General features: G+C 55.6%; 19 protein-coding genes. 18 read left to right on the forward strand and 1 reads right to left on the reverse strand.

The features are described 5' to 3' along the window. The first annotated feature begins 33 nt into the window (after positions 1–33). The 18 genes from rpsB (at position 34) to tilS (ending at position 20884) form a co-directional block, all read left to right on the forward strand. The gene (gene rpsB / locus ACXUPB_RS02445) at positions 34–783 is read left to right on the forward strand and encodes a 30S ribosomal protein S2 (protein WP_179915350.1); all 750 of its coding nucleotides are present in this window, start codon (positions 34–36) and stop codon (positions 781–783) included. Positions 784–1011: 228 nt separating this feature from the next. Continuing rightward, positions 1012–1881, forward strand: coding sequence for a translation elongation factor Ts (gene tsf / locus ACXUPB_RS02450; protein WP_179915349.1), 870 nt, complete (start codon positions 1012–1014; stop codon positions 1879–1881). 178 nt (positions 1882–2059) lie between these two features. Further along, entirely contained in the window at positions 2060–2839 is a 780-nt protein-coding gene (pyrH, locus tag ACXUPB_RS02455) for a UMP kinase (protein ID WP_176302523.1), read from the forward strand. A 4-nt stretch (positions 2840–2843) separates the two neighbouring features. Beyond that, positions 2844–3401, forward strand: a complete 558-nt coding sequence (frr, locus tag ACXUPB_RS02460) for a ribosome recycling factor (protein WP_008959876.1) — start codon at positions 2844–2846, stop codon at positions 3399–3401. A gap of 93 nt (positions 3402–3494) precedes the next feature. Further along, positions 3495–4283, forward strand: coding sequence for a polyprenyl diphosphate synthase (gene uppS, locus ACXUPB_RS02465; protein WP_179915348.1), 789 nt, complete (start codon positions 3495–3497; stop codon positions 4281–4283). Beyond that, the gene (locus ACXUPB_RS02470; RefSeq protein ID WP_179915347.1) at positions 4276–5106 is read left to right on the forward strand and encodes a phosphatidate cytidylyltransferase; all 831 of its coding nucleotides are present in this window, start codon (positions 4276–4278) and stop codon (positions 5104–5106) included. The genes uppS and ACXUPB_RS02470 overlap by 8 nt, the downstream gene beginning before the upstream one ends. Further along, positions 5103–6320, forward strand: coding sequence for a 1-deoxy-D-xylulose-5-phosphate reductoisomerase (gene ispC / locus ACXUPB_RS02475; RefSeq protein WP_179915346.1), 1218 nt, complete (start codon positions 5103–5105; stop codon positions 6318–6320). The genes ACXUPB_RS02470 and ispC overlap by 4 nt, the downstream gene beginning before the upstream one ends. 47 nt (positions 6321–6367) lie before the next feature. Then, positions 6368–7726, forward strand: a complete 1359-nt coding sequence (gene rseP / locus ACXUPB_RS02480; RefSeq protein ID WP_035564742.1) for an RIP metalloprotease RseP — start codon at positions 6368–6370, stop codon at positions 7724–7726. A 100-nt stretch (positions 7727–7826) separates the two neighbouring features. Continuing rightward, entirely contained in the window at positions 7827–10178 is a 2352-nt protein-coding gene (bamA, locus tag ACXUPB_RS02485; RefSeq protein WP_374730584.1) for an outer membrane protein assembly factor BamA, read from the forward strand. A gap of 59 nt (positions 10179–10237) precedes the next feature. Continuing rightward, positions 10238–10738, forward strand: coding sequence for an OmpH/Skp family outer membrane protein (locus ACXUPB_RS02490; RefSeq protein ID WP_133731095.1), 501 nt, complete (start codon positions 10238–10240; stop codon positions 10736–10738). Positions 10739–10791: 53 nt separating this feature from the next. Continuing rightward, positions 10792–11826, forward strand: coding sequence for a UDP-3-O-(3-hydroxymyristoyl)glucosamine N-acyltransferase (gene lpxD, locus ACXUPB_RS02495; protein WP_179915345.1), 1035 nt, complete (start codon positions 10792–10794; stop codon positions 11824–11826). Positions 11827–11965: 139 nt separating this feature from the next. Beyond that, complete coding sequence (fabZ, locus tag ACXUPB_RS02500) at positions 11966–12409, forward strand: 3-hydroxyacyl-ACP dehydratase FabZ (protein ID WP_133730950.1); 444 nt, start codon at positions 11966–11968, stop codon at positions 12407–12409. Continuing rightward, complete coding sequence (gene lpxA / locus ACXUPB_RS02505) at positions 12406–13173, forward strand: acyl-ACP--UDP-N-acetylglucosamine O-acyltransferase (RefSeq protein WP_179915344.1); 768 nt, start codon at positions 12406–12408, stop codon at positions 13171–13173. The genes fabZ and lpxA overlap by 4 nt, the downstream gene beginning before the upstream one ends. Before the next feature lie 17 nt (positions 13174–13190). Next, a complete protein-coding gene (gene lpxB / locus ACXUPB_RS02510; protein WP_179915343.1) occupies positions 13191–14363 on the forward strand; it encodes a lipid-A-disaccharide synthase in 1173 nt (390 codons plus the stop codon). Further along, on the forward strand, positions 14353–14985 hold the full coding sequence (gene rnhB, locus ACXUPB_RS02515; RefSeq protein ID WP_179915342.1) for a ribonuclease HII: 633 nt from the start codon (positions 14353–14355) through the stop codon (positions 14983–14985). Before lpxB ends, rnhB begins: the two co-directional genes overlap by 11 nt. Positions 14986–15023: 38 nt before the next feature. Further along, positions 15024–18530: a DNA polymerase III subunit alpha gene (dnaE, locus tag ACXUPB_RS02520; protein ID WP_179915341.1), complete on the forward strand. Its 3507-nt coding sequence runs from the start codon at positions 15024–15026 to the stop codon at positions 18528–18530. A 118-nt stretch (positions 18531–18648) separates the two neighbouring features. Then, positions 18649–19605 (forward strand): acetyl-CoA carboxylase carboxyl transferase subunit alpha, encoded by a 957-nt coding sequence (gene accA / locus ACXUPB_RS02525; RefSeq protein WP_472955183.1) that lies wholly within the window; start codon positions 18649–18651, stop codon positions 19603–19605. Continuing rightward, the gene (gene tilS / locus ACXUPB_RS02530; RefSeq protein ID WP_472955185.1) at positions 19586–20884 is read left to right on the forward strand and encodes a tRNA lysidine(34) synthetase TilS; all 1299 of its coding nucleotides are present in this window, start codon (positions 19586–19588) and stop codon (positions 20882–20884) included. Before accA ends, tilS begins: the two co-directional genes overlap by 20 nt. On the opposite strand, the gene ppx is transcribed toward tilS, so the two are convergent. Then, positions 20859–22412 carry an exopolyphosphatase gene (gene ppx, locus ACXUPB_RS02535; RefSeq protein WP_472955187.1) on the reverse strand — a complete coding sequence of 518 codons (1554 nt, stop codon included), beginning with the start codon at positions 22410–22412 and terminating at the stop codon, positions 20859–20861. The two genes, tilS and ppx, sit on opposite strands and share 26 nt — an antisense overlap. Between the last annotated feature and the right edge of the window lie 378 nt (positions 22413–22790).

Genomic DNA, 22790 nt, shown 5'->3' on the forward strand with positions numbered 1-22790 from the left:
TGGAGGCCTAACCCGAGTTTGAGGAGTTTTACCATGTCTCACGTTAATATGCGTGACCTGCTGAAAGCAGGCGCTCACTTTGGTCACCAGACCAAGTACTGGAACCCGAAGATGAGCAAGTTTATCTTCGGCGCGCGCAACAAGATTCACATCATCAACCTTGAGCACACCCTTCCGGCGCTGAATGAAGCGATCGATGTGGTCGAGAAGATGGCGGCATCCAACAACAAAATTTTGTTTGTTGGCACCAAGCGCAGCGCTAGCAAGGTAATTAAAGAAGAAGCAAACCGTGCAGGTCAGCACTTCGTCAACCATCGCTGGTTGGGCGGCATGTTGACTAACTTCAAGACCATCCGTCAGTCCATTAAGCGTCTGCGCGATCTTGAAACCATGCGCGAAGACGGCACGTTCGAGAAGCTGACCAAGAAAGAAGTCCTGGTAGCAACTCGCGAGCAAGAAAAGCTTGAGCGTTCTATCGGCGGTATCAAGAACATGGGCGGCCTGCCGGACGCACTGTTCGTGATCGACGTTGACCACGAGCGCATCGCGATCAACGAAGCCAACAAGCTGGGTATCCCGGTTATCGGCGTGGTGGACACTAACTCCAACCCCGATGGCGTTGATTACGTAATCCCAGGCAACGATGACTCCATTCGCGCTATCCAGATTTACGTTAAAGCGATTGCGGATGCGTGTGGTCGTGCCAAAGAAGGCAACGCGCAAGAGTTTGTTGAAGTGACCGAAGAGGCCGCTGCAGCTGAAGACAAGACTGCCGCCGAGTAATCGCAGCAGTGGGTGCGGTAAGCAGATGTGCCGCATCAAGATAAAGGGGGCTATGCCCCCTTTTTCCCGCGACAGATGAACTGTCTGAGCGGACGAATTTGCCGGCGCTCAATACCGGCCCCGTAATACAGAGAGACATAGGGCAGTGTGATACATGATGGTCATTTATCATGCCTATACTCTGTGTTGCGTTTAACTCTCATAGAACCATTTCAGAGGTGAATTCTCATGGCAGCTATCAGCGCCTCTCAGGTCAAGGAACTTCGCGAACGTACCGGTCTCGGCATGATGGAGTGTAAAAAAGCACTCACCGAATCCGACGGCGACATCGAAGTTGCGATTGAAAACCTGCGCAAAAACTCAGGTCTAAAAGCGGCTAAGAAAGCCGACCGCATCGCCGCCGAAGGTGTTGTGGTAACGCGTGTAGCGGAAGACGGCAGCTACGGCGTAATGGTCGAAATCAACTCCGAGACTGACTTTGTTGCTCGTGATGACAACTTCATCACGTTTGCCGACAAGATCGCCGGTGCTTTCTTCACTGCGAAAAGTGAAGATGTCGCCGCTGTTATGGCGGGCGAGCTGGAAACTGCTCGTGAGCAGTTGGTTCAGAAAATCGGTGAAAACATCGGCGTACGTCGTGCCGTGGTTGTTAACGCTGCAGACAGTGGTTTAGTAGGTGAATACGTCCACGGTGGCCGCATTGGCGTTCTAACCGTACTGACCGGTGGCACTTCGCAAGTCGCTAAAGACGTTGCGATGCACGTAGCCGCGATCAATCCTGCGGTTGCGCACCCTGCTGATATGCCCCAAGAGCAGCTGGATCAGGAAAAAGCGATTATTCTGGCGCAGCCGGATATGGCCGGTAAACCGGAGCAGATCGCTGAGAAAATGGTCCAGGGTCGCTTGAAAAAGTACCTGGCGGAAAACAGCCTAACCGAACAGCCGTTTGTTAAAGACCCGAACCAAACCGTTGCTGAGTTCGTCAAAGCGGCAGGCGGCGAAGTGGTTGGCTTTACGCGCTTTGAAGTTGGCGAAGGCATCGAGAAAGAAGAAGTCGACTTTGCTAAAGAAGTTATGGAACAGGCTGGCCGTCGCTGAGGTCAGAGGTTTCAGAAAGAAGATGGCGTGCGCGCGAGCGCACGCCTTCGCGTATCCGGCCTCTGTATAATTGATGCTAGTATGACCGGCTCTTTTTTATCGGTTTTATACGTTATCAGTTTTATACATAGGGGCTGCACCGCCTGCCTGTGTTCAGGTCTGCCTCAGGAGAGATGCCATGTCACGTGATGTTCAAGAGCCTACCCCCCACGTAGCACCCAGCAAAGGCACTGCTGAGAGTTCGAAGTCAAAATACAAACGTATTTTGCTCAAGCTTTCTGGCGAAGCGTTGATGGGTGAACACGATTTTGGGATTGACCCCAAGGTGCTTGACCGCATGGCGCTGGAAATAGGTCAGCTAGTCGGCATTGGGGTGCAAGTCGGTATCGTGATTGGCGGTGGTAACTTGTTCCGCGGCGCGGCGCTCAATGAAGCCGGTATGGATCGCGTCACGGGTGACCACATGGGCATGTTAGCCACCGTGATGAACGCGTTGGCTATGCGCGACGCCTTAGAGCGCTCTAATATCCGTTCGCGGGTGATGTCTGCTATCCCGATGAGCGGTGTGGTAGAGCATTATGACCGCCGAACCGCTATTCGTTATTTAACCTCCGGGGACGTAGTGCTGTTCTCTGCAGGGACGGGTAATCCCTTCTTCACCACCGATTCGGCTGCTTGCTTACGCGGCATTGAAGTGGACGCAGATGTGGTCATTAAAGCGACCAAAGTGGATGGCGTCTACAATAAAGACCCGGTAAAACACCCAGATGCTGTGAAGTATGACCAGCTCTCTTACGATGACGCCTTGGATCAAAAGTTGGGCGTGATGGATTTGACCGCAATCTGCCTGGTACGTGACCATAATATGCCGGTGCGGGTATTTGATATGAATAAGCCTGGTGCTCTACTGAATATGGTTGTAGGGGGCAAGGAAGGCACGCTGATATACAGAGGTTAATGACGTGATTAACGATATTAAGAAAGATGCCGAATCGCGCATGAAAAAAAGCGTTGAGGCGCTGAATAGTAACTTCAACAAGATTCGTACCGGCCGTGCTCACCCGAGTATTTTAGACGCCGTTACGGTGGAGTATTACGGCAGCCAGGTGCCGCTTAGCCAAGTGGCGTCGGTTAACGTTGAAGATGCTCGCACGCTGAGTATTGTACCGTGGGAGCAGGGCATGGTGCCGAAAATTGAAAAGGCCATCATGACCTCTGACCTTGGCTTGAACCCGGCCAGCGCCGGTACGGTGATTCGGGTGCCGATGCCGATGCTCACCGAAGAAACCCGCAAAGGTTACATTAAGCAAGCACGTAGCGAAGCCGAAAATGCTCGCGTTGCGGTGCGCAATGTACGTCGTGATGCCAACGGTGATTTTAAGTCGTTATTGAAAGATAAAGACATTACCGAAGATGATCAGCGTGAAGGCGAAGACGCCATCCAAAAGCTGACCGACAAATATATCGCTGAGATCGATAAAGCGCTGACTGCAAAAGAGCAGGATTTGATGCAGGTATAAACCTGTGTTTTATGCAGCCACGGGCAGCTTATGCTGCCCGTTTTGCCACACTCTGGCTGGTTTTTTTATGACTGATCTTTGGTGCGAGAAACCATGACGTCACCGCAGTTTCCTGAAGAACAGCAGGACGAGACCGGTGCACTTTCTCAGGCCGGGGAGGCGCCGCCGGCACACGTTGCTATCATTATGGATGGCAATAATCGCTGGGCGCGCGCGCGTGGGCTTTCAGGCGTACGTGGGCACCGCGCGGGGGTAGAAACGGTGCGTGCAGTGATACAGCGGGCCGCCGAGCGCGAGGTGAAAACGCTGAGTCTGTTTGCCTTCTCCAGCGAAAACTGGAAGCGCCCCGCCGCAGAAGTTAATGCCTTGATGGAGCTGTTTTTGATGGCGCTCAAGCGTGAAGTCAAAAAGCTCAACGAGCGCAATGTTCGCCTCTCGATTATTGGTGAACAGCGTGGTTTCTCCCATGCGATACAAAAGCATATTCAGCGTGCTGAAGTGTTAACTGCACAGAATACCGGCATGCACTTGGTGATTGCCGCTAACTATGGTGGCCAATGGGACATCGCCCGCGCGGCGCGCTCCCTGGCCGAGCAAGTCGCGGCAGGCGATTTAGCGCCCTCGGATATTGACGAGGTCTGCTTTGATAAAGCGATGGGGGTTGATAATGTGCCGCCCATCGATCTGTGTATTCGCACCAGTGGTGAGCAGCGACTATCTAATTTTATGCTTTGGCAAATGGCCTATGCCGAGCTGCATTTTTCACCGCTGCTATGGCCTGATTTCGGTGCTGATGCATTCGATGGGGCATTAAACGACTTCTGTCAGCGCCGTCGTCGCTTTGGGATGACGGATGAACAAATAGAGGCGCAAGGTGCTTAAACAGCGGATTATCACCGCAGCCTGGCTAGCGCCGCTGGTGCTAGCTGGCCTGTTTGGATTGGACGGTGGCGCCTTTGCGCTGTTTACGGCGCTGATTGTGCTACTCGGCACCTGGGAGTGGGCCAATTTAGCCGGTATCACCCGCACAGCGCAGCGTGCTCAGTTAGTGGTCGTGATGGCCGCGTTAATGCTGGTGATGTGGCTAATAGATGCCGCAACCTCGGCATGGCCGCTTTGGCTGGCCGCAGCAGGCTGGCTGATAAATCTTTATTGGGTTACCCGCTACCCTGCCGCTGGTCAGCAATGGCAAGCTACCCCGCGACGATTGGTGATGGGCTTGTGGGTGCTATTGCCTTGCTGGGTCGGTTTTAACGTGCTGCGTGAGAGCGGTATGACGTGGCTGTTGTTTGTGCTGTTGCTGGTGTGGTGTGCTGATATCGGCGCCTACTTTGTGGGCCGCAACTGGGGCAAGCGCAAGCTAGCGCCTAATGTAAGCCCAGGCAAATCCTGGGAGGGCGTGTACGGCGGTTTAGCAGCAACGGCTATGCTGGCCATTGTGTTTGCCGTGTGGCTTTCACTGGGTATGGCCAGTAGCCTCATGCTTATCCTCGTGACAGCAGTCGTCACATTGACCTCTGTGCTTGGGGATCTGCTGGAGAGCATGCTCAAACGTCACCGCAATATCAAAGATTCAAGCCAGCTGCTGCCAGGCCACGGCGGGGTGATGGATCGCATTGATAGTCTGACGGCGGCGATTCCGCTATTTGCGCTGTTTTATCTTGAAGTGCTTATGCCGATGCTGGTTCAGGGGCAGTCGCTATGAGTCAACGGCAGCATCCGCAAACTAAACCACCTACGCAGCGTGTGACGGTGCTTGGATCAACAGGATCCATCGGCACTAGCACGCTGGATGTGATTGGTCGTCATCCCGACCGCTATAGCGTCCATGCGCTTACCGCGCATACTTCAAAAGAGTCCCTGTTAGCTCAGTGTTTAACGCACCGTCCTGCAGTGGCCGTGCTGGATGATGATGTTGATGCTGCTTGGCTACGCCAAGAGCTCAAACTTGCAGGCCTGCCAACCGAAGTGAACGCGGGGCGAGAGGCGCTGTGTGAGGTTGCCCGTGACGCTAGTGTAGATTGCGTGATGGCGGCTATCGTGGGTGCCGCAGGCTTGCTGCCTGCACTGGCCGCCGCCGAAGCGGGCAAACGCGTGTTGCTGGCCAATAAAGAGGCACTGGTGATGAGCGGCGCACTGTTTATGGACGCTGTTTTGCGTTCGGGTGCGACGCTATTACCGATTGATTCCGAACATAATGCCATTTACCAGTGTCTACCTGCAGAGCATCGCGGCGGCTTGGCGCGCCACGGCATTAGCCAACTGCTGCTGACGGCCTCCGGCGGGCCGTTTCGTACCTGGAGCCAGGCTGATATTAATAACGTCACACCCGAGCAAGCCTGCGCTCATCCAAACTGGTCAATGGGGCGTAAAATCTCCGTTGATAGCGCCACGCTGATGAACAAAGGGCTAGAACTCATTGAAGCTTGCTGGCTGTTTGATGCGACGCCTGAGCAGATCCAGGTGGTGGTGCACCCACAAAGCGTGATTCACTCCATGGCGGCGTATCATGATGGCTCGGTGATTGCGCAGCTAGGTAATCCCGATATGCGCACGCCCATCGCCTATGGGTTAGCGTGGCCTGAACGTATTGATGCTGGGGTCGAAACGCTGGATCTTTTTCAGGTGGCGCGGCTAGATTTTGAAGCACCTGATGAATTTCGTTTCCCGTGTTTGGGACTTGCCCGTGAAGCGATGCAGCAGGGTGGTATGGCGCCAGTAGTACTGAACGCGGCTAATGAAATAGCGGTTGATGCTTTTCTACAGCGTAAGCTCAGTTTTACGGCGATTGGACAACTGGTGGCCGAGGTCTTATCGCGCCCCTATGAAGGCCGGGTCGACAGCCTTGAAAGCGTTTTAGCAACCGATCAATGGGCGCGACAACAGGCGTTGGAACTGGTAACAAGGTGGTCCGCTTAAGCATTCGCTGGGCTGGTCGTTAAGCGCGGGTCGTTAAGGAGTGCAGTGTGGGCCTGATACAGAATATTTTAGCGGTCATTGTGGTGCTGGGCCTGTTGGTAACCTTCCATGAGTTTGGCCACTTTTGGGTGGCGAGACGCTGTGGCGTCAAAGTACTGCGTTTTTCGGTAGGGTTTGGCAAGCCGCTATGGTCTCGTGTTGACCGTCAAGGCACGGAATATGCGATAGCCGCTATTCCGCTGGGCGGCTATGTCAAAATGCTCGATGAGCGTGAGGCGCCGGTACCCGAAGATCAACTCGACCAGGCATTTAATCGTAAGACTGTATGGCAGCGCATTGCTATTGTAGCCGCGGGGCCAATCGCTAACTTTCTGCTGGCGATTGTTGCCTACTGGGCACTGTTTGTGGCGGGTACCACGGTGGTTTCGCCGATGGTGGGCAGCATCGTGCCTGACTCGCCAGCCGCCGAGGCCGGGCTTGCCAATGGCGATGAGATTATTGCCATTCAGGGCGATGAAATGCGCTCTTGGGAAGATGTTAATCTGAAGCTAGTGTCTATTATTGGCTTCAGTGGTGAGTTGGCTATCGACGCACGTTCTGAGGGTGCCACTGACATACAGCGCTTTGAACTACCTGTTACCGATTTTTTGGTGCGCCAAGATCCGCCCCAGCCGCTGCAAACATTGGGTATTACGCCTTGGCAGCCAGAATTTCCGGCTATTTTGGGCCAAGTCGTCAGTGGGGAGGCCGCCGAACAAGCGGGCCTCATGGCTGGCGACACCATGGTCGCCATTAACGGCGAGCCAGTGGATGATTGGATGCACTTCGTTAATATTGTGCGAGGTAATCCTAACGAAACGCTGGAGCTCACCTACGAGCGTGATGGCGAGCGAGCAACCGTAGATTTAACGCCCGGGCGTAACAGCTTAGATACTGGGGTGGAAATTGGTTATATCGGTGCTGGTGCCGAGCAAGTTGAGTGGCCGGCTGCGTTTCAGCGTGAGATTCGCTATGGTCCTATCGAAGCGGTAGGCCAAGCGTTATCACGTACCGGTGAGATGACGTTACTGACCGTTGACGCCATTCGAAAGATGTTGGTGGGGCTTATTTCGCCTTCCAATCTCTCGGGGCCCATTACTATTGCTCAGATCTCTGGCGATTCGGCTCGTGCTGGGATAGAAGCGTTTATTGGCTTTCTAGCGTATCTTTCTATCAGTCTTGGGGTGCTTAACTTACTGCCTATCCCGGTGCTCGATGGTGGTCACTTGCTTTATTATTTTATGGAGGTCGTGCGTGGACGACCAGTATCTGAAAAAACACAAGCTGTAGGATTGCGCATTGGGCTTGCCATGGTCGGCACCCTGATGTTGATGGCCCTCTATTTTGATCTGATGCGCCTGTGGTAATGACGCGTGTAGCGCGCAGGATGCCTTGTCATCTGCCTGCACAAATGTATATGGTGCCTTTCTGGAATGAACGGCAGACCAACGCGAGCGAATTGACTGCATGAAAATCAAGACCCTTGGAATGGCGGCACTCTTGCTGGCAGGCGCCAGCGGCGCCCAAGCACAATCCTTTGATGTTTCTGACATTCGAGTGGAAGGACTGCAGCGGGTATCCGCCGCCTCGGTCTTCAATGCATTTCCGGTGAGCGCCAATGAGCGTGTCAGTGAGGCGCAGTTGGCCGCCGCTGCCCGTGACTTATTTGCCACAGGGCTCTTTGACGACGTCTCCTTGGCACGCGAGGGTGATGTACTGGTTATTCAGGTCGTCGAGCGCCCGACCATTGCCCGACTACAGATCAGTGGCAACGATCAGATCTCCGAAGAAGATTTGCGCAATGGTTTGCGTGAATCAGGGCTCTCGGAAGGCCAGGTACTGGAGCTTTCCACGCTGGAAGAGATTCAGCGTGAACTGGAAGGCGTTTACCAGTCACAGGGCCGCTACAGCGCCAGCATCGATACCGAAGTTGAAGAGGTTGATGAGGGGCGGGTACAGGTCAATATCAATATCAACGAAGGCGAAGTCGCTAAGATTCGTCAAATCAATATCGTTGGTAACGAAGCTTTTGATGACGAAACGCTGCGCGAGGTGTTTGAGCTCAATGATCGGCCAGGACGCCTTTTCGGCTGGTTCTCAAGCGATGAGTACTCCCGTGAAGCGCTTGCCGGTGATATTGAGCGGCTACGTTCGTTCTACCTCGATCGCGGCTACGTCAACTTCGATGTCACCTCGACCCAGGTGTCGATTGGCCCGGAAAAATCCGAAATCTTTATCACCCTCAACGTCGATGAAGGCGCCCAGTACCGGGTAGGTGATATTCGTTTCGCGGGTGACCTACAGATCAGCGAGAACGAAGCTCGCCAGCTGCTCACCGTTAAAGAGGGAGAGATTTTCTCCCGCGGCGATGTGAATGCCTCCACCGAAGCCTTGCGCCAGCGTTTGGGTGCCGAAGGCTTCGCATTTGCTGATATTCAAGGCGTGCCTGAAATGGCAGAGGACGGGGAAACGGTCGATCTGGTGATTGCCGTCAATCCCGGTGAACGTGCCTACGTTCGCCGTATCGAGTTCTACGGTAATACCACTACCCAGGATGAAGTGCTGCGACGTGAAATGATTCAGTTGGAGGGCGCACCCGCTTCCACCGACGCCATTACGCAATCGCGTCAGCGTCTTGAACGCCTGGGCTTCTTTAGCCAAGTAGAGGTGGATACTCAGCCTGTGCCCGGTGAGCCGGATTTGCTCGACGTTACTTATAATGTCGAAGAGCAGCCTTCAGGCTCGGTCTCGGCAAGCGTTGGTTTCTCCCAGAGTGCCGGGGTTATTTACGGGGTAGGGCTGTCGCAGAATAACTTCCTGGGTACGGGCAATCGCGTCAACGTAGGTGCTCAGCGCAGCGACACTTTCACCAGCGTTAACTTTGGCTTCACAGATCCTTACTGGACCTTGGATGGTATTTCCCGCGGCTATAACCTGTTCTACCGCGAAACCGACTATGCCGATTCGGATATTTCGACGTTCTCGACAGATGCCTACGGTGCAGGGATTAACTTTGGTTATCCCGTCAGTGAGCTGTCGCGGCTTAACTTTGGGGCCAGCGTTGAAGACCTAACGGTGAAAACCTACTTCGACACGGCCTCAGAAATTCGTCGCTACGTGGAAGATCAGGGCGAAGATGCGCAAAGCCTGAAGCTGACCGCCAGCTGGACACGCAATAATCTTAACCGCGGTATTATGCCTACCGATGGCAGCTATCAGCGCCTGTCGCTGGAAACCGGCGTGCCGGGCAGTGATTCGGAGTACTACAAGCTGCGCGCGCGAGCTCAACAGCTCTTCCCGATTAACGATGACGAGTCCTGGGCGTTCAAATTTACCGGCAACGTCGGCTATGCCGATACGCTGGGCGGCAACGATCCTTACCCCTTCTATGAAAACTTCTACGCCGGCGGTCTAGGCTCGGTACGTGGCTTCACCTCGAATACGCTTGGGCAGCGCACTACGCCAGCAACAGAAGGCGGCCGTGACCGCACCCTGGGCGGTAACGTTTCAGTAGAAGGTAGCGCCGAGATCATTTTCCCGCTGCCCTTTGTTGAAGATCAGCGTGCGCTGCAAACATCGCTATTCCTGGATGGCGGTAATACCTTCCTGACCTCTTGCTACGATGTGCTTGCAGAAGACGCAGGACGTCAGCAGTGCAACTCCGGCGTTGATCTAGGCGATTTGCGCTACAGTGCCGGTATCGGCCTTTCTTGGCTAACGCCGGTGGGGCCGCTGACCTTCAGCGTTGCCGAACCATTGAACGATGAGAGCGGTGACGATACCCAATTCTTCCAGTTCTCACTCGGCCAATCGTTCTAATTTTGCTAGACCGCGTGCCATGGCGGCGCGCGGCTGGCGTGACCTAAGGAGATAACATGATGCGTAGACTAACAGCGGTGGTATGCCTGTTGGGCGCGATGATTTTGCCCGCTCATGCGGCAGAAGTAGCGGTATTAGACTGGCGAGCAGCATTGATGAATACCCAGTCGGCACAGGCCTCAATGAGTACTCTGGAAGGGCAGATCGGCAATCAGCAGCGTGAAGCACAGAACCTGGGTAATGAGCTACAGCAATTACAGCAGCGTTTGCAGAACGAAGGCGAAACCATGGCCCAGTCTCAGCGTGAGTCGCTGATTAGCGAACTACAAGAGAAGGGCAGTCGTTTTGAGCAGCTTCGCCGGGAAGTCATGCAGGCCCAGCAGAGCTCTGAGCAGCAGTTTTTAGAAAGCGCTGAACCGAAGTTGGAGCAAGCCGTCGCACAGGTACTGGAACGCCACGGTATTGATGTACTGGTTGAGCCCCAGGGCGTACTGCACTCAGGTGTGGATCTGCCCAATGTGACCGACGAAGTCACGCAGATTTTTGATACCCTGAACTAAATTTAAACGATGATTGGTGTGGCTTGACCACACCAAAGCTTCCCTGGGCTCCCATGACGCACGCTTCTCATCACCTAACCCTCGCAGACATTGCGCGCCAATTGGACATTGCCGTTAGCGGCAACGCCCAGCAGCCGATACGTGGCTTGGCGACGTTAAAAGAAGCGCAGCCGGATCAAGTCGCTTTTCTGGCCAATCGCGCCTATCTGAAAGATCTGGCGACGACCAAGGCGGCCGCTGTATTACTGCACCCTGAGCACGGTAAACACTGCCCGGTAGCGCGTCTGGAAATTGATAATCCTTACCTAGGCTATGCCAAGCTATCGCAGCTGTTTGACCCATTGCCCGCCCGCGATATTGTTGGTATTCACCCTACCGCAGTCGTAGCGGAAGATGCTCAGATAGGCGCCGATGTCTGTATTCAGGCTCACGCTGTGATTGAAGCGGGTGTGGTGCTGGGCGACCGCGTAGCGATTGGAGCAGGGAGCGTGGTTGGGGCCGACAGCATTATCGGCGAAGCAACACGACTGCATGCCAATGTCACGGTGTGTCATGGTGTGGTGGTAGGTAAGCGAGTCATCCTGCAAAGTGGTTGTGTTATCGGCGGTGACGGATTTGGTTTTGCCCACGACGGTGCTGGCTGGCATAAAATTGCCCAGCTGGGAGGCGTTGTGCTGGGCGATGACGTTGAGGTGGGCAGTTGCTCCAGCATCGATCGGGGCGCACTGGGTGATACGGTGATTGGTGATGACGTCAAAATCGATAGTCAGGTACAAATTGCTCATAACGTCATCATTGGCGATCACAGCGCCTTAGCGGGCTGTGTGGGCATTGCCGGCTCTACCAAGGTCGGTAAACACTGCATGCTGGGTGGCGGCGTTGGTTTGTCCGGCCATCTAACGATTTGCGATGGCGTTCAGGTGACGGGAATGAGCTTGGTGACAAACTCAATCCATGAACCGGGGGTCTACTCCTCAGGTACCGGCGCTATGGCCAATACCCAGTGGCGTAAAAACGCGGTGCGTTTTAAACAGCTCGATGATATCGCTAAGCGCCTAGCAAGATTGGAAAAAAAACAGCGTGATTGATTTATGCTGAATGAAATTTACCTGCCACTGACTTGAGGCTGAATAGCAGCAGGTTATAATCCACTGCTTTTTGGCCAGCAGGGGTGCTGGTATTTGCCTGAGAGTCATTAGGCGTTTTGTTATTTTAGAGGTCGCTACGATGGTTATGGATATCAATGAAATTCGCGAGTACTTGCCCCACCGCTACCCTTTTTTGCTGGTGGATCGAGTAACGGAACTAGCCATCGGTGAATCCATCGTTGCGTACAAGAATGTCAGCATCAACGAGCCGTTTTTCAACGGCCATTTTCCGCATCACCCGATTATGCCTGGTGTGCTGGTGATTGAAGCACTGGCCCAAGTTTGCGGTATTCTCGGCTTTAAAACGGTCAATAAACTGCCCGCCGATGGCTATGTATACTACCTGGTAGGCAGTGACAAGGTGCGCTTTAAGCGCCCGGTAATGCCGGGTGACAAGCTCACCTTAGAGGCCGACGTGATTAAAGGTAAACGCGGTATTTGGAAATTTGCATGCCGTGCCTCGGTTGACGGTGAGCTGGCCTGCGAAGCGGAAATTATTTGTGCCGAGAGGAAGGTGGCTTGATACATCCTACTGCACTGGTCGACCCGACGGCGCGCCTTGCCGACGACGTTGAGGTAGGCCCTTTTAGCATTATCGGCCCCGGCGTCACGATCGGCGCGGGCTCGGTAATTGGCCCCCATGTGGTGGTTAAAGGCCCCACCACGCTGGGTGAGCGCACGCGTATCTTTCAGTTCGCCTCGGTAGGCGAAGACTGCCAGGACAAGAAATACGCAGGCGAGCCGACACGTTTAGTGATGGGTGACGATAATGTCATTCGTGAAGGTGCCACCATTCACCGTGGCACCGTTCAGGATCGTAGTGAAACCACCATTGGTTCGCGTAACCTGTTAATGGCCTACGTTCATGTCGGCCATGACTGCGTTATTGGTAATGACTGTATTTTGGCCAACCAGGTCACCTTGGCGGGGCATGTCACCGTCGGCAACCATGTAATTCTGGGTGGTTTGGCGGCAGTACACCAGTTCTGCCATTTTGGCGATCACGCCATGGCGGGTGGAGGCTCGATTATCACCAAAGACACCCCCGCCTATATCATGATTAATGGCAACCCTGCCGAAGCACGTGGCCTTAACCTGGTGGGCTTAAAGCGCCGTGGCTTTAGCCGCGAAGCGATTAATGCTTTAACCGCCGCCTATAAGATGGTCTATCGCCAAGGGTTGACCACTGAGCAGGCACTTGCCGAAATGCGTAACCGCTTTGAGCTACCCGAAGTCGAGCATTTTGCCGCCTCTATTGAGCGTTCGACCCGCGGCATTACCCGCTAACCCATGCTGATCTGCCTATGACCCTGCAACGCGTCTACCTCGTGGCCGGAGAGCTATCTGGCGATATTCTTGGTGCTGGGCTGATGCGCGAACTGAAAGCACGCCATCCCGACGTCGAGTTTCGTGGTATTGGTGGGCCGCGCATGCAAGCAGAAGGCATGGAGAGCCGCTTCCCTTTAGAGACCCTCGCGGTAATGGGGTTGGTTGAAGTGCTCAAGCACCTCCCCGAACTGATCCGCGTGCGTCGAACCCTAAAAGCCGAAGCCTTGGCCTGGCAGCCAGATATTATGCTCGGTATTGATGCCCCTGACTTCAATTTAGGTCTGGAACGCCAGCTCCGCGAAGCGGGTATTACCACCGCCCACTACGTGAGTCCTTCCGTATGGGCGTGGCGCCAGGGGCGGGTAAAAGGCATCGCTAAATCGGTAAACGGCATGCTAACACTGCTCCCTTTTGAAGCCGCCTTCTATCGCGAACACCGTGTCCCCGTCGCCTTTGTGGGCCATCCTCTGGCCGACGAGATGCCGCTGGAAAATGACCGTGTTGCCACCCGTCAAGCGCTGGAGCTAGCGCCTGATAGCCAAGTGTTGGCGCTGTTGCCCGGTTCCCGGGCCAATGAAATTCGCTTTTTGGGTGATACTTTTCTTAACGCTGCCGAACAGCTGTGCCAGCGCCACCCGGCGCTGCAGGTGTTGATTCCTGCGGCCACTGCTGATCGCCGCCGGGAAATCAGCGCACTGCTGGCTAATTACCCGCTACTGGCTGAGCGTACTGCGTTGCTCGATGGCCAGGCCCGTGAAGCCATGGTGGCGAGCGATGTGGTACTGCTGGCCTCGGGTACCGCCGCGTTGGAAGCCATGCTGTGTCACCGCAGCATGCTAGTGGCCTACAAAATGGCCCCCGCCACCCACTGGCTGGCTAAACGAATGGTAAAAACCCAGTGGGTGTCGCTGCCCAATTTGATTGCCCAGGCCACGCTGGTGCCCGAACTGATTCAAGAGGCCGCCTCACCCGAGGCGATTGCCGACCAGCTTAGTGCCATGCTGTCAGATGAGGCAGGCCGCCATGCGTTGGAAGCGCGCTTTGCCGAGATGCACGCTACGCTCCAGCGCAACGCCAGCCGTCGCGCCGCCGAGGCAATTAGCCAGCTAGCAGCAGGCCAGCCACTGGAGACTGTTGATGGCAATTGAGCATTGGTTGATCGAGCACAAGGATTTTCAACCGCTAAAAATTGCCTACCGTGGTGAGCGTCTGGCAGGGGTTGATGAGGTGGGACGTGGGCCGCTGATAGGCAGTGTGGTAGCCGCTGCGGTAATTCTTGACCCCGCTCAGCCGATTGACGGTCTTACCGACTCTAAAAAATTGACGGCGCGCAAGCGTGAAGCGCTGGACAGTCAGATTCGCGAGCGGGCGTTAGCCTTTGCCGTGGCAGAAGCCAGCGCTGCCGAAGTGGATGCACTGAATATTTACCACGCTACCCACTTAGCCATGCGTCGAGCCATTGATGCATTGGCACCGGCGGCGGAATATCTACTTGTCGATGGCAATAAATTACCTGGCCATCTGCTGCCTGGGCAGGCCGTGGTGAAGGGCGATGCGCGTCACGCGGCCATCGCCGCCGCATCGATTCTGGCCAAGGTTGCCCGGGATGCCCAAATGGTTGCCTTGGATGAGTGCTATCCTGAGTATGGTTTTGCGCGCCATAAAGGCTACCCGACCAAAGAACACCTGACGGCGCTTGCAGCTCACGGGCCACTGGCCGACCATCGTCGTAGCTTTGCGCCGGTGCAGCGTCAGTTGGCGCTGCTTTAACGTATTTCTTCTTCATCTAGCGTATTTCTGAGAGTCTCATGACGGTCCCGTTCGTTCATTTACGTTTGCACAGTGAATACTCCCTGGTCGACGGCCTGGTTAAGCTCAAATCACTGGTCAGCACAACCGCTGAGCGGGCGATGCCAGCGCTGGCCTTGACTGATGAGACCAACCTGTTTGGTTTGGTCAAGTTTTATAAAGCCGCCCAGGGGGCGGGGTTGAAGCCGATCATCGGCAGCGATTTATGGCTGCAAAACCCCCACGACGAATCGCACCCCTATCGGCTAACGCTGCTGGCCATGAATGACGTTGGCTATCGCAACCTTACCGAGTTGATCTCTAAAGGCTGGACCCATGGCCAGCGCCAGGGGCGGGCCATTCTCGATAAACAGTGGGTGTTAGAGCAGAGCGAAGGGCTGATAGCGCTTTCCGGTGCGCGGGAGGGTGAGATTGGCCGACACCTGCTCTCTGATCATGAGCCTGAAGCACGCCAGTTACTTGAAGAGTGGCAGGCAGCGTTTCCCGAACGTTTTTATTTAGAGCTAGTGCGCACCGGGCGCCCATTGGAAGAGGCCTGCGTTCACGCCAGCGTCAAGCTGGCCATTGAGACAGGCACACCGGTGGTGGCGACCAACGACGTTCGCTTTTTAGAGCGCGACGATTACTGGGCCCACGAAACCCGCGTCGCTATCGGCGAAGGTAAAGCGCTGGATGACCCACGTCGTGAACGCCGCTACACCGAAGAGCAGTACCTAAAAAGCCCTGACGAGATGGCGGCGCTGTTTGCGGATATTCCCGAAGCGCTGGAAAACAGCGTTATGATCGCCGAGCGCTGCAGCGTGAACGTGCGTTTGGGTGAGATTTTCCTACCCGAATTCGAAATTCCTGAGGGCATGACCCAGGATGAGTTCTTCCGCAAGGTCTCTCACGATGGCCTGACGGATCGACTCGATTTTCTTTTCCCTGCTGAGCGCTATCCCCGCGACAGCGACGAGTACAAGGCGATCGACCAGCGCTACCGCGATCGGCTGGAGTTTGAGCTCAACGTTATTATCCAGATGGGCTTTCCTGGCTACTTCCTGATCGTAATGGACTTTATCCAGTGGGCAAAAGATAACAGCGTCCCTGTAGGCCCAGGGCGCGGCTCGGGTGCTGGTTCGCTGGTGGCCTATGCGCAAAAGATCACCGATCTGGATCCAATTGGTTACGATCTGCTGTTTGAGCGCTTCCTGAACCCGGAACGTGTCTCCATGCCCGACTTTGACGTCGATTTCTGTATGGAGAAACGCGATAAGGTCATTGAGTACGTGGCCGAGCGTTACGGACGCAATGCGGTATCTCAGATCGTGACGTTTGGCACCATGGCCGCCAAGGCCGTGGTGCGTGATGTTGCCCGCGCTCAGGGGCGGCCCTACTCTCTTGGGGATAAGCTCTCCAAGTTGATTCCCTTTGAAGTGGGCATGACCCTGGCCAAAGCCATCGAGCAGGAACCCGCGCTCAAAGAGTTTATCGGTAACGATGAAGAAGCTGAGGAAATCTGGGAGATGGCCCTCAAGCTCGAGGGCACCACCCGGGGTACCGGTAAGCACGCCGGGGGCGTGGTCATTGCGCCGACCAAACTGACGGACTTCTCGCCGCTGTTGTGCGACGAAGACGGCTCAGGCTTGGTCGTTCAGTTCGATAAAAACGATATCGAAGAGGCGGGGCTGGTCAAGTTTGACTTCCTGGGCCTACGCACGCTGACGATTATCGACTGGGCGCTGGAGATGGTCGATAAGGTGCGCAGCGTTAACGGTCAGGGACCGCTCAGTATCGAGAGCATCCCACTGGACGACGCGCCGACCTTTGAAATGCTCAAGCGCGCCGAAACCACCGCGGTGTTCCAGCTTGAATCCCGCGGCATGAAAGAGCTGATCAAGCGTCTGCTGCCCGACTCGCTGGACGATATGATCGCCCTGGTGGCGCTGTTCCGCCCCGGCCCGCTGCAGTCGGGCATGGTTGATGACTTTATCAATCGTAAGCACGGCCGAGCCGAAGTCTCTTATCCACACCCGGATTACCAACACGAACTGTTGAAGCCGGTGCTGGCGCCTACCTACGGCATCATTCTTTACCAAGAGCAGGTCATGCAGATCGCTCAGGTAATGGCAGGCTATAGCCTCGGCCAAGCCGATATGTTGCGCCGGGCCATGGGTAAGAAAAAGCCTGAAGAAATGGCCAAACAGCGCGACGGCTTTATGGAAGGTTGTGCCGCCAACGGTATCGATAAAGACCTCGCCGGTAACATCTTTGACTTGGTGGAAAAATTCGCCGGTTACGGTTTTAACAAGTCGCACTCGGCCGCCTACGCCTTGGTTTCCTATCAAACGGCGTGGCTAAAAGCCCACTATCCAGGGCCTTTCATGGCCGCGGTGATGTCCACAGAGATGGACAACCTGGATAAGGTGGTACCGCTGATTGAGGAGTGTCGCAACCTCAAACTCACGGTGACCCCACCGAACGTTAACGTCGGTGGCTATAAATTCACCGTCGATACCGATGCGCGGGTGGTTTATGGCCTGGGCGCGATTCGTGGCGTGGGCGAAGGACCGATTGGTGCCATTGTTGAAGCCCGTGAGGCAGACGGTCCGTTTAAGGATATCTTCGACTTCTGTCGCCGCATGGATCCCAAACGGATGAATAAGCGCACCCTGGAAGCACTGATTCGCTCCGGCGCGCTGGATACCATCGGTCCCAACCGCGCGGTGCTATTCGCTGCCATGGAAGACGCGCTGAAAGCCGCCGCCCAGAACCATACCAATCAAAACCTGGGTATGCTGGATATGTTCGGCGACGCCTTCGTTGAAGCCGACGACAGTGATAGCAACGTTTACGCCGAATATATCAACGCCCGAGAGTGGACCGATCGCGAGCGCCTCTCGGGGGAGAAAGATACCCTGGGGCTTTATCTGACGGGGCACCCGATTGATGAGTACGAGCGCGAATTAAAGCGCTTCGTGTCTACGCGAATCAGCGATTTAAAGCCCTCCCGCGACCCCCAGCGTGTGGCAGGTCTCGTGGTCGGCGTGCGTACCATGAAGTCCAAACGCGGCGATACCATGGCGTTTATTACCCTGGACGACCGCACCGGGCGCATTGAAGCCTCGCTGTTTGGGGAGTTATTCGAGCAGTTGCGCGGTCAGATTGAGGCCGACCAAGTGCTCATCGTAGAGGGCGAGGTTTCCAGCGATGAATTCTCTGGCGGCCTGCGCCTGCGCGGTAAAGACGTCACACCGATGGTGACAGCACGTATTCGCTACGGCCAAGCGGTGGAGCTGGCGCTGGACGCCGCCCAAATCAATGGTCGCTTAATTGAAACCCTGCGCGACAGCCTGACGCCGTATCGCGATCAAGAGGGCTTGCCGGTGCGCCTACAGTATCGACACCCGGCAGCTGTCGCGTGGCTGGAACTTGCCGATGAGTGGAAAGTCGCGCCAAGCGACGATTTACTGCTGGCGCTGCGGGATGTGCAGGGCCAGGCAGGCGTTCAGCTACGTTATCGTTAAAAGTATCGTTAACGGGTAAACGGGCGAACACCCACCTTGCGCAGCAGGGTCAGGGTGCGATAATGCTCTTTATACTCTCTACACACATATGCATGCTTATTTTGACCAGGCAGAGCCGATGAATCCTAATTATCTCGATTTTGAACAGCCCATTGCCGAACTTCAGGCAAAAATTGAAGAGCTGCGTTTGGTCAGCTCTGATAGCCAAGTGAACCTTTCTGACGAGATCTCTCGGCTGGAAGAGAAAAGCCGTAAGCTGACGGAATCGATCTTCAAGGATTTGACTCCCTGGCAGGTTTCTCAAATATCTCGTCACCCCCAGCGCCCCTATACGTTGGACTATCTCGAACACATCTTCACCGACTTTGACGAGTTACACGGCGATCGTAATTTCGCCGATGATGCGGCGCTAGTGGGTGGCATTGCACGGTTGAACGATGCGCCGGTGATGGTGATTGGTCATCAAAAAGGCCGCGATGTAAAAGAGAAGGTGCGCCGTAACTTCGGTATGCCGCGCCCAGAAGGCTACCGCAAAGCGTGCCGCCTGATGGAAATGGCTGAGCGCTTCAAGATGCCGATTCTGACCTTTATCGATACGCCTGGGGCTTATCCCGGCATCGACGCGGAAGAGCGCGGCCAGTCAGAGGCCATCGCCTATAATCTGGCCGTTATGTCGCGACTGAAAACACCGATTATCTCCACCGTGGTGGGCGAGGGCGGCTCCGGTGGCGCGTTGGCCATCGGTGTATGCGATGAACTGCAAATGCTGCAGTACTCCACCTACTCGGTGATCTCACCGGAAGGCTGCGCCTCGATTCTATGGAAGAGTGCCACCAAGGCTTCTGATGCCGCGCAGGCCATGGGGATCACAGCCGAGCGCTTGAAGGAGCTGGGTTTTGTCGATTCGCTGATCAAAGAGCCGTTAGGCGGCTCTCATCGCCATCCTCTCTCTACCGCCGAGCGCGTCAAGGAAGCGCTCACCGCGAGCCTAGAGCGTTTGCAGGCGATGGATACCGATGCGCTGCTAGAACGTCGCTATAAGCGCTTGATGAGCTATGGCGCCTCAGCCGCTTAACACGCTTCAATGCCTGCTTAATGACGCCCTGGCGGAAACCCCGTCGGGGTGCTCTATTTGGGTGGCACTCTCGGGTGGTTTGGACTCCTGTCTGCTGCTCTCGTTAGCCGCACAGGTCTGCGAACAAGCAGACCGTCGCTTGCAGGCAATCCACATTAACCACGGCCTGCAGTCGGCAGCGCAGACGTTCGAAGCGCACTGCCGTGATATGTGCTTGCGTTTAAACGTACCGCTGACAGTGGCCAATGTGGCGGTAGATGGACAAAGGGAAGGCATCGAAGGCGCCGCCCGCAACGCCCGCTACGAGGCCTTTTTCGCGATCATTCCTGCGGGTGACACCCTTTGGCTGGCCCAGCATCAGGACGATCAGGCGGAAACCTTTCTGCTCGCCGCCCTACGCGGCAGTGGGGTGCGCGGTTTGGCCGGTATGCCCCATCGACGGGAGGCTCAAGGCATCGCCCTGGTGCGCCCCTGGCTCTCTGTGCGCCGAGCGGAACTTGAAGCTGCGGCTGGGCTGCTTGAGTTGCGCTGGTGTGAAGATCCCACCAATCAAGATATTAGCTTCGATCGCAACCGCCTGCGTCACCGGCTACTACCCGCGATGCGCGAGCGCTGGCCGGCAGCAGAAACTGCGCTGGCGAATAGCGCTGCCCATGCCAGTGAAGCAGATGCAGTGCTTAGTGAGTATTTAGCGGCGGAGCTAACAGAGCTCTTCACCGGAAAAGGGCAGATAGATGCGAGCGCGCTTAGTCAGCGCTCCCGCCCCCGCCAGCGGCTGCTGGTGCGCACTCTTTGCCAGCAGCAAGGATTGCCAACGCCGCCGCAGAAGCGTTTAGAGAGCCTTTTAGATCAACTGACAGCCAAAGCCGATGCCGAGGTGTGCATTGAGTGGCCGGGCGCTCAGGCGCGCCTATGGCGCCAGCGGCTCTACCTCCTTCAACCCCTTGAACCGCTTCCGCCTTGGGAAGTTAGCTGGGATGGTCAAACGCCGCTGGAAACGCCCATCGGGCCATTAGGCTGGCAACTTGCATCATCTCAATCGCACTCTCAAGTATTGAGGGCGAGCTGGCGACAAGGGGGGGAGGTTATTCAATTGCCCAAACGAGGGCGGCGCGATCTCAAACGGCTGCTACAAGAGGCAGATATGCCGCCTTGGGAACGCGAGCGGCTGGTGGTCGTCATGCAGGGTGAGGCGTGTATTGGGGTGATTTGCCCCCCTGCTCAGCTGCTATGGCAGGCAGAGGGCGTTCGCTTTACCCGTCTAACTTCGCCTGTTTAATAATCAGCTTAAAACCGGCGGCTTCCATAAACGCCTGCTCCTGCTCCAAGTCGGTACTCAGCAGGGTGGGTTCATCACTGGCAGGCAGCGTGATTGTCAGGCTATCGCTGTCAGCGCTTATCTCCGGCAGCGAGGGAGCGGTTTCAGGGCGCGAATGGTTAAGCAGTACGGCTAAACGTAGCAGCCGGGCGAGCTTCTGCGTCACTCCCTGTTGCGCGTCGGGCAAAGCCTGCCACTCTTTAAGCGGAAATTTGCGTCGATGAGCACGCACTAGAAACGCCAGCCGGCGCTGCTCAGGACGAGAGAAACCAGCGAGATCGGAGTGCTCCAGCAGGTACGCACCGTGGCGATGAAATTGGCTGTGGGAAATCGCCAAGCCGATTTCATGCACATGGCTAGCCCACTGCAAATAGCGCTCTTGATCGGGGTTGAGCGACCACGCTTGGCGTATCTGATGAAATAAGCGCTCAGCGGTGTCGGCGACATTAAGTCCCTGGCGAGTATCGACATCGTAGGTGCGTTGCAGCGACTCCAGGCTTTTCGAGCGTGAATCTTCTGCGGTATTACGCCCGGCCATATCGTAAAGAACGCCTTCGCGCAGAGCGCCATCGGCAAAGCGCATCTGGGTTAAATCAAAGGCTTCAAAGATCGCACCAAGGATGGCAATACCCGCCGGAAAGACTTTAGCGCGGTCAGCTTTTAGGCCATCCAGCGCGACTTTATCCAGCTGCTTGCACTTTAGCAGCCGTTCGCGCAGCTTCTTCAAACCACCACGCGTAATCACACCTTCGTGGGGCGTATCGCCATAGGCATGCAGTACGCTGGCGGCGGCCTTGATTGTACCGCTTGAACCGACGGGGTCATCCCAGCCCAGGCGCTGGTAAGGACGCTGAATATTGGCAAGCTCCGAAAGGGCGGCTAGCTCGGCGCGGCGCATACGTTTTTCGTTTAACTCGCCGTCGGGGAAGAAGCGCCGGGAAAAAGTGACGCAGCCCATGCGTAGGCTTTCCAACGCCTTGGGTTCAAACGCCTCGCCGATGATAAATTCGGTCGAGCCGCCGCCAATATCGACGATTAATCGACGGCCACTTTCGGCCAGGGCGTGGGCGGCGCCCAAATAAATCAGCCGAGCCTCTTCGCGCCCAGCAATAATTTCGATGGCGTGACCTAATTGGGCCTCGGCGCGCTCTATAAACGCTTGGCTATTATGTGCATCGCGTAACGCGTTAGTGCCCACAATACGCAAATTGGCGTTGGTAATATCGCTTAAAAAGGGCGCGAAGCGGCCTAAGCAGTCTAGCGCGCGCTGCATAGCGGCCTCGCTCAGCATGCCGTCATCGTCTACGCCTGCGGCGAGCTGCACTTTTTCACCCAAGCGGGCCACCACCTGGAGGCGTTCATGCTGGTAGTTGGCCACCAGTAGATGAAAGCTGTTAGAGCCCAGGTCAATGGCGGCGAAGCGCTGTGGCGCACCGCTGTCTGCCACGGTGTTAGAGGCGGCAATGGGGAGCGAAATGTCCTTGGGCATGAGCTTTCCTTCGTGTTGGCTGTGCCAAGGTTGCGGTGACCTTTATCTATTGTCAATTGCAAAGACTTGCGTTTGTCGCGAGGCTTGACTACCATCGACCTACTGGCTTGATCTGACCTGGTTAGTTAGTGTGTCCACAAGTACTTCGTTGTTAAGATAGTTTGGCTAGACCGTTTAGATAGACGGCTTAAATAGACAGTTTAGATAAATCATCTTGCATGCGTCGTTCAAGTACGGCACCTTGGTCGCCCCAGACGTTATTCATTGTTTATCCCGTTAGCGTCAGCCAGAATTCCAAGTCGTCAGATAGCCCACTGGTTCAAACTCTTCCTGTGTGAACCAGAGTAGACAAGTGTTAGCACCCTCGAGTTGAGTCTT

The organism is Vreelandella sp. DA03-1M (assembly GCF_055725665.1).

Bases quoted from the DNA above. Each gene is read 5' to 3' on its own strand.
- ACXUPB_RS02490 (WP_133731095.1), top strand. From the start codon at position 10,238: ATGCGTAGACTAACAGCGGTGGTATGCCTGTTGGGCGCGATGATTTTG.
- uppS (WP_179915348.1), top strand. From the start codon at position 3,495: ATGACGTCACCGCAGTTTCCTGAAGAACAGCAGGACGAGACCGGTGCA.
- ppx (WP_472955187.1), bottom strand. From the start codon at position 22,412: ATGCCCAAGGACATTTCGCTCCCCATTGCCGCCTCTAACACCGTGGCA.
- lpxD (WP_179915345.1), top strand. From the start codon at position 10,792: ATGACGCACGCTTCTCATCACCTAACCCTCGCAGACATTGCGCGCCAA.
- fabZ (WP_133730950.1), top strand. From the start codon at position 11,966: ATGGTTATGGATATCAATGAAATTCGCGAGTACTTGCCCCACCGCTAC.
- lpxB (WP_179915343.1), top strand. From the start codon at position 13,191: ATGACCCTGCAACGCGTCTACCTCGTGGCCGGAGAGCTATCTGGCGAT.
- bamA (WP_374730584.1), top strand. From the start codon at position 7,827: ATGAAAATCAAGACCCTTGGAATGGCGGCACTCTTGCTGGCAGGCGCC.
- accA (WP_472955183.1), top strand. From the start codon at position 18,649: ATGAATCCTAATTATCTCGATTTTGAACAGCCCATTGCCGAACTTCAG.
- pyrH (WP_176302523.1), top strand. From the start codon at position 2,060: ATGTCACGTGATGTTCAAGAGCCTACCCCCCACGTAGCACCCAGCAAA.
- rnhB (WP_179915342.1), top strand. From the start codon at position 14,353: ATGGCAATTGAGCATTGGTTGATCGAGCACAAGGATTTTCAACCGCTA.
- ispC (WP_179915346.1), top strand. From the start codon at position 5,103: ATGAGTCAACGGCAGCATCCGCAAACTAAACCACCTACGCAGCGTGTG.
- tsf (WP_179915349.1), top strand. From the start codon at position 1,012: ATGGCAGCTATCAGCGCCTCTCAGGTCAAGGAACTTCGCGAACGTACC.
- dnaE (WP_179915341.1), top strand. From the start codon at position 15,024: ATGACGGTCCCGTTCGTTCATTTACGTTTGCACAGTGAATACTCCCTG.
- tilS (WP_472955185.1), top strand. From the start codon at position 19,586: ATGGCGCCTCAGCCGCTTAACACGCTTCAATGCCTGCTTAATGACGCC.
- rpsB (WP_179915350.1), top strand. From the start codon at position 34: ATGTCTCACGTTAATATGCGTGACCTGCTGAAAGCAGGCGCTCACTTT.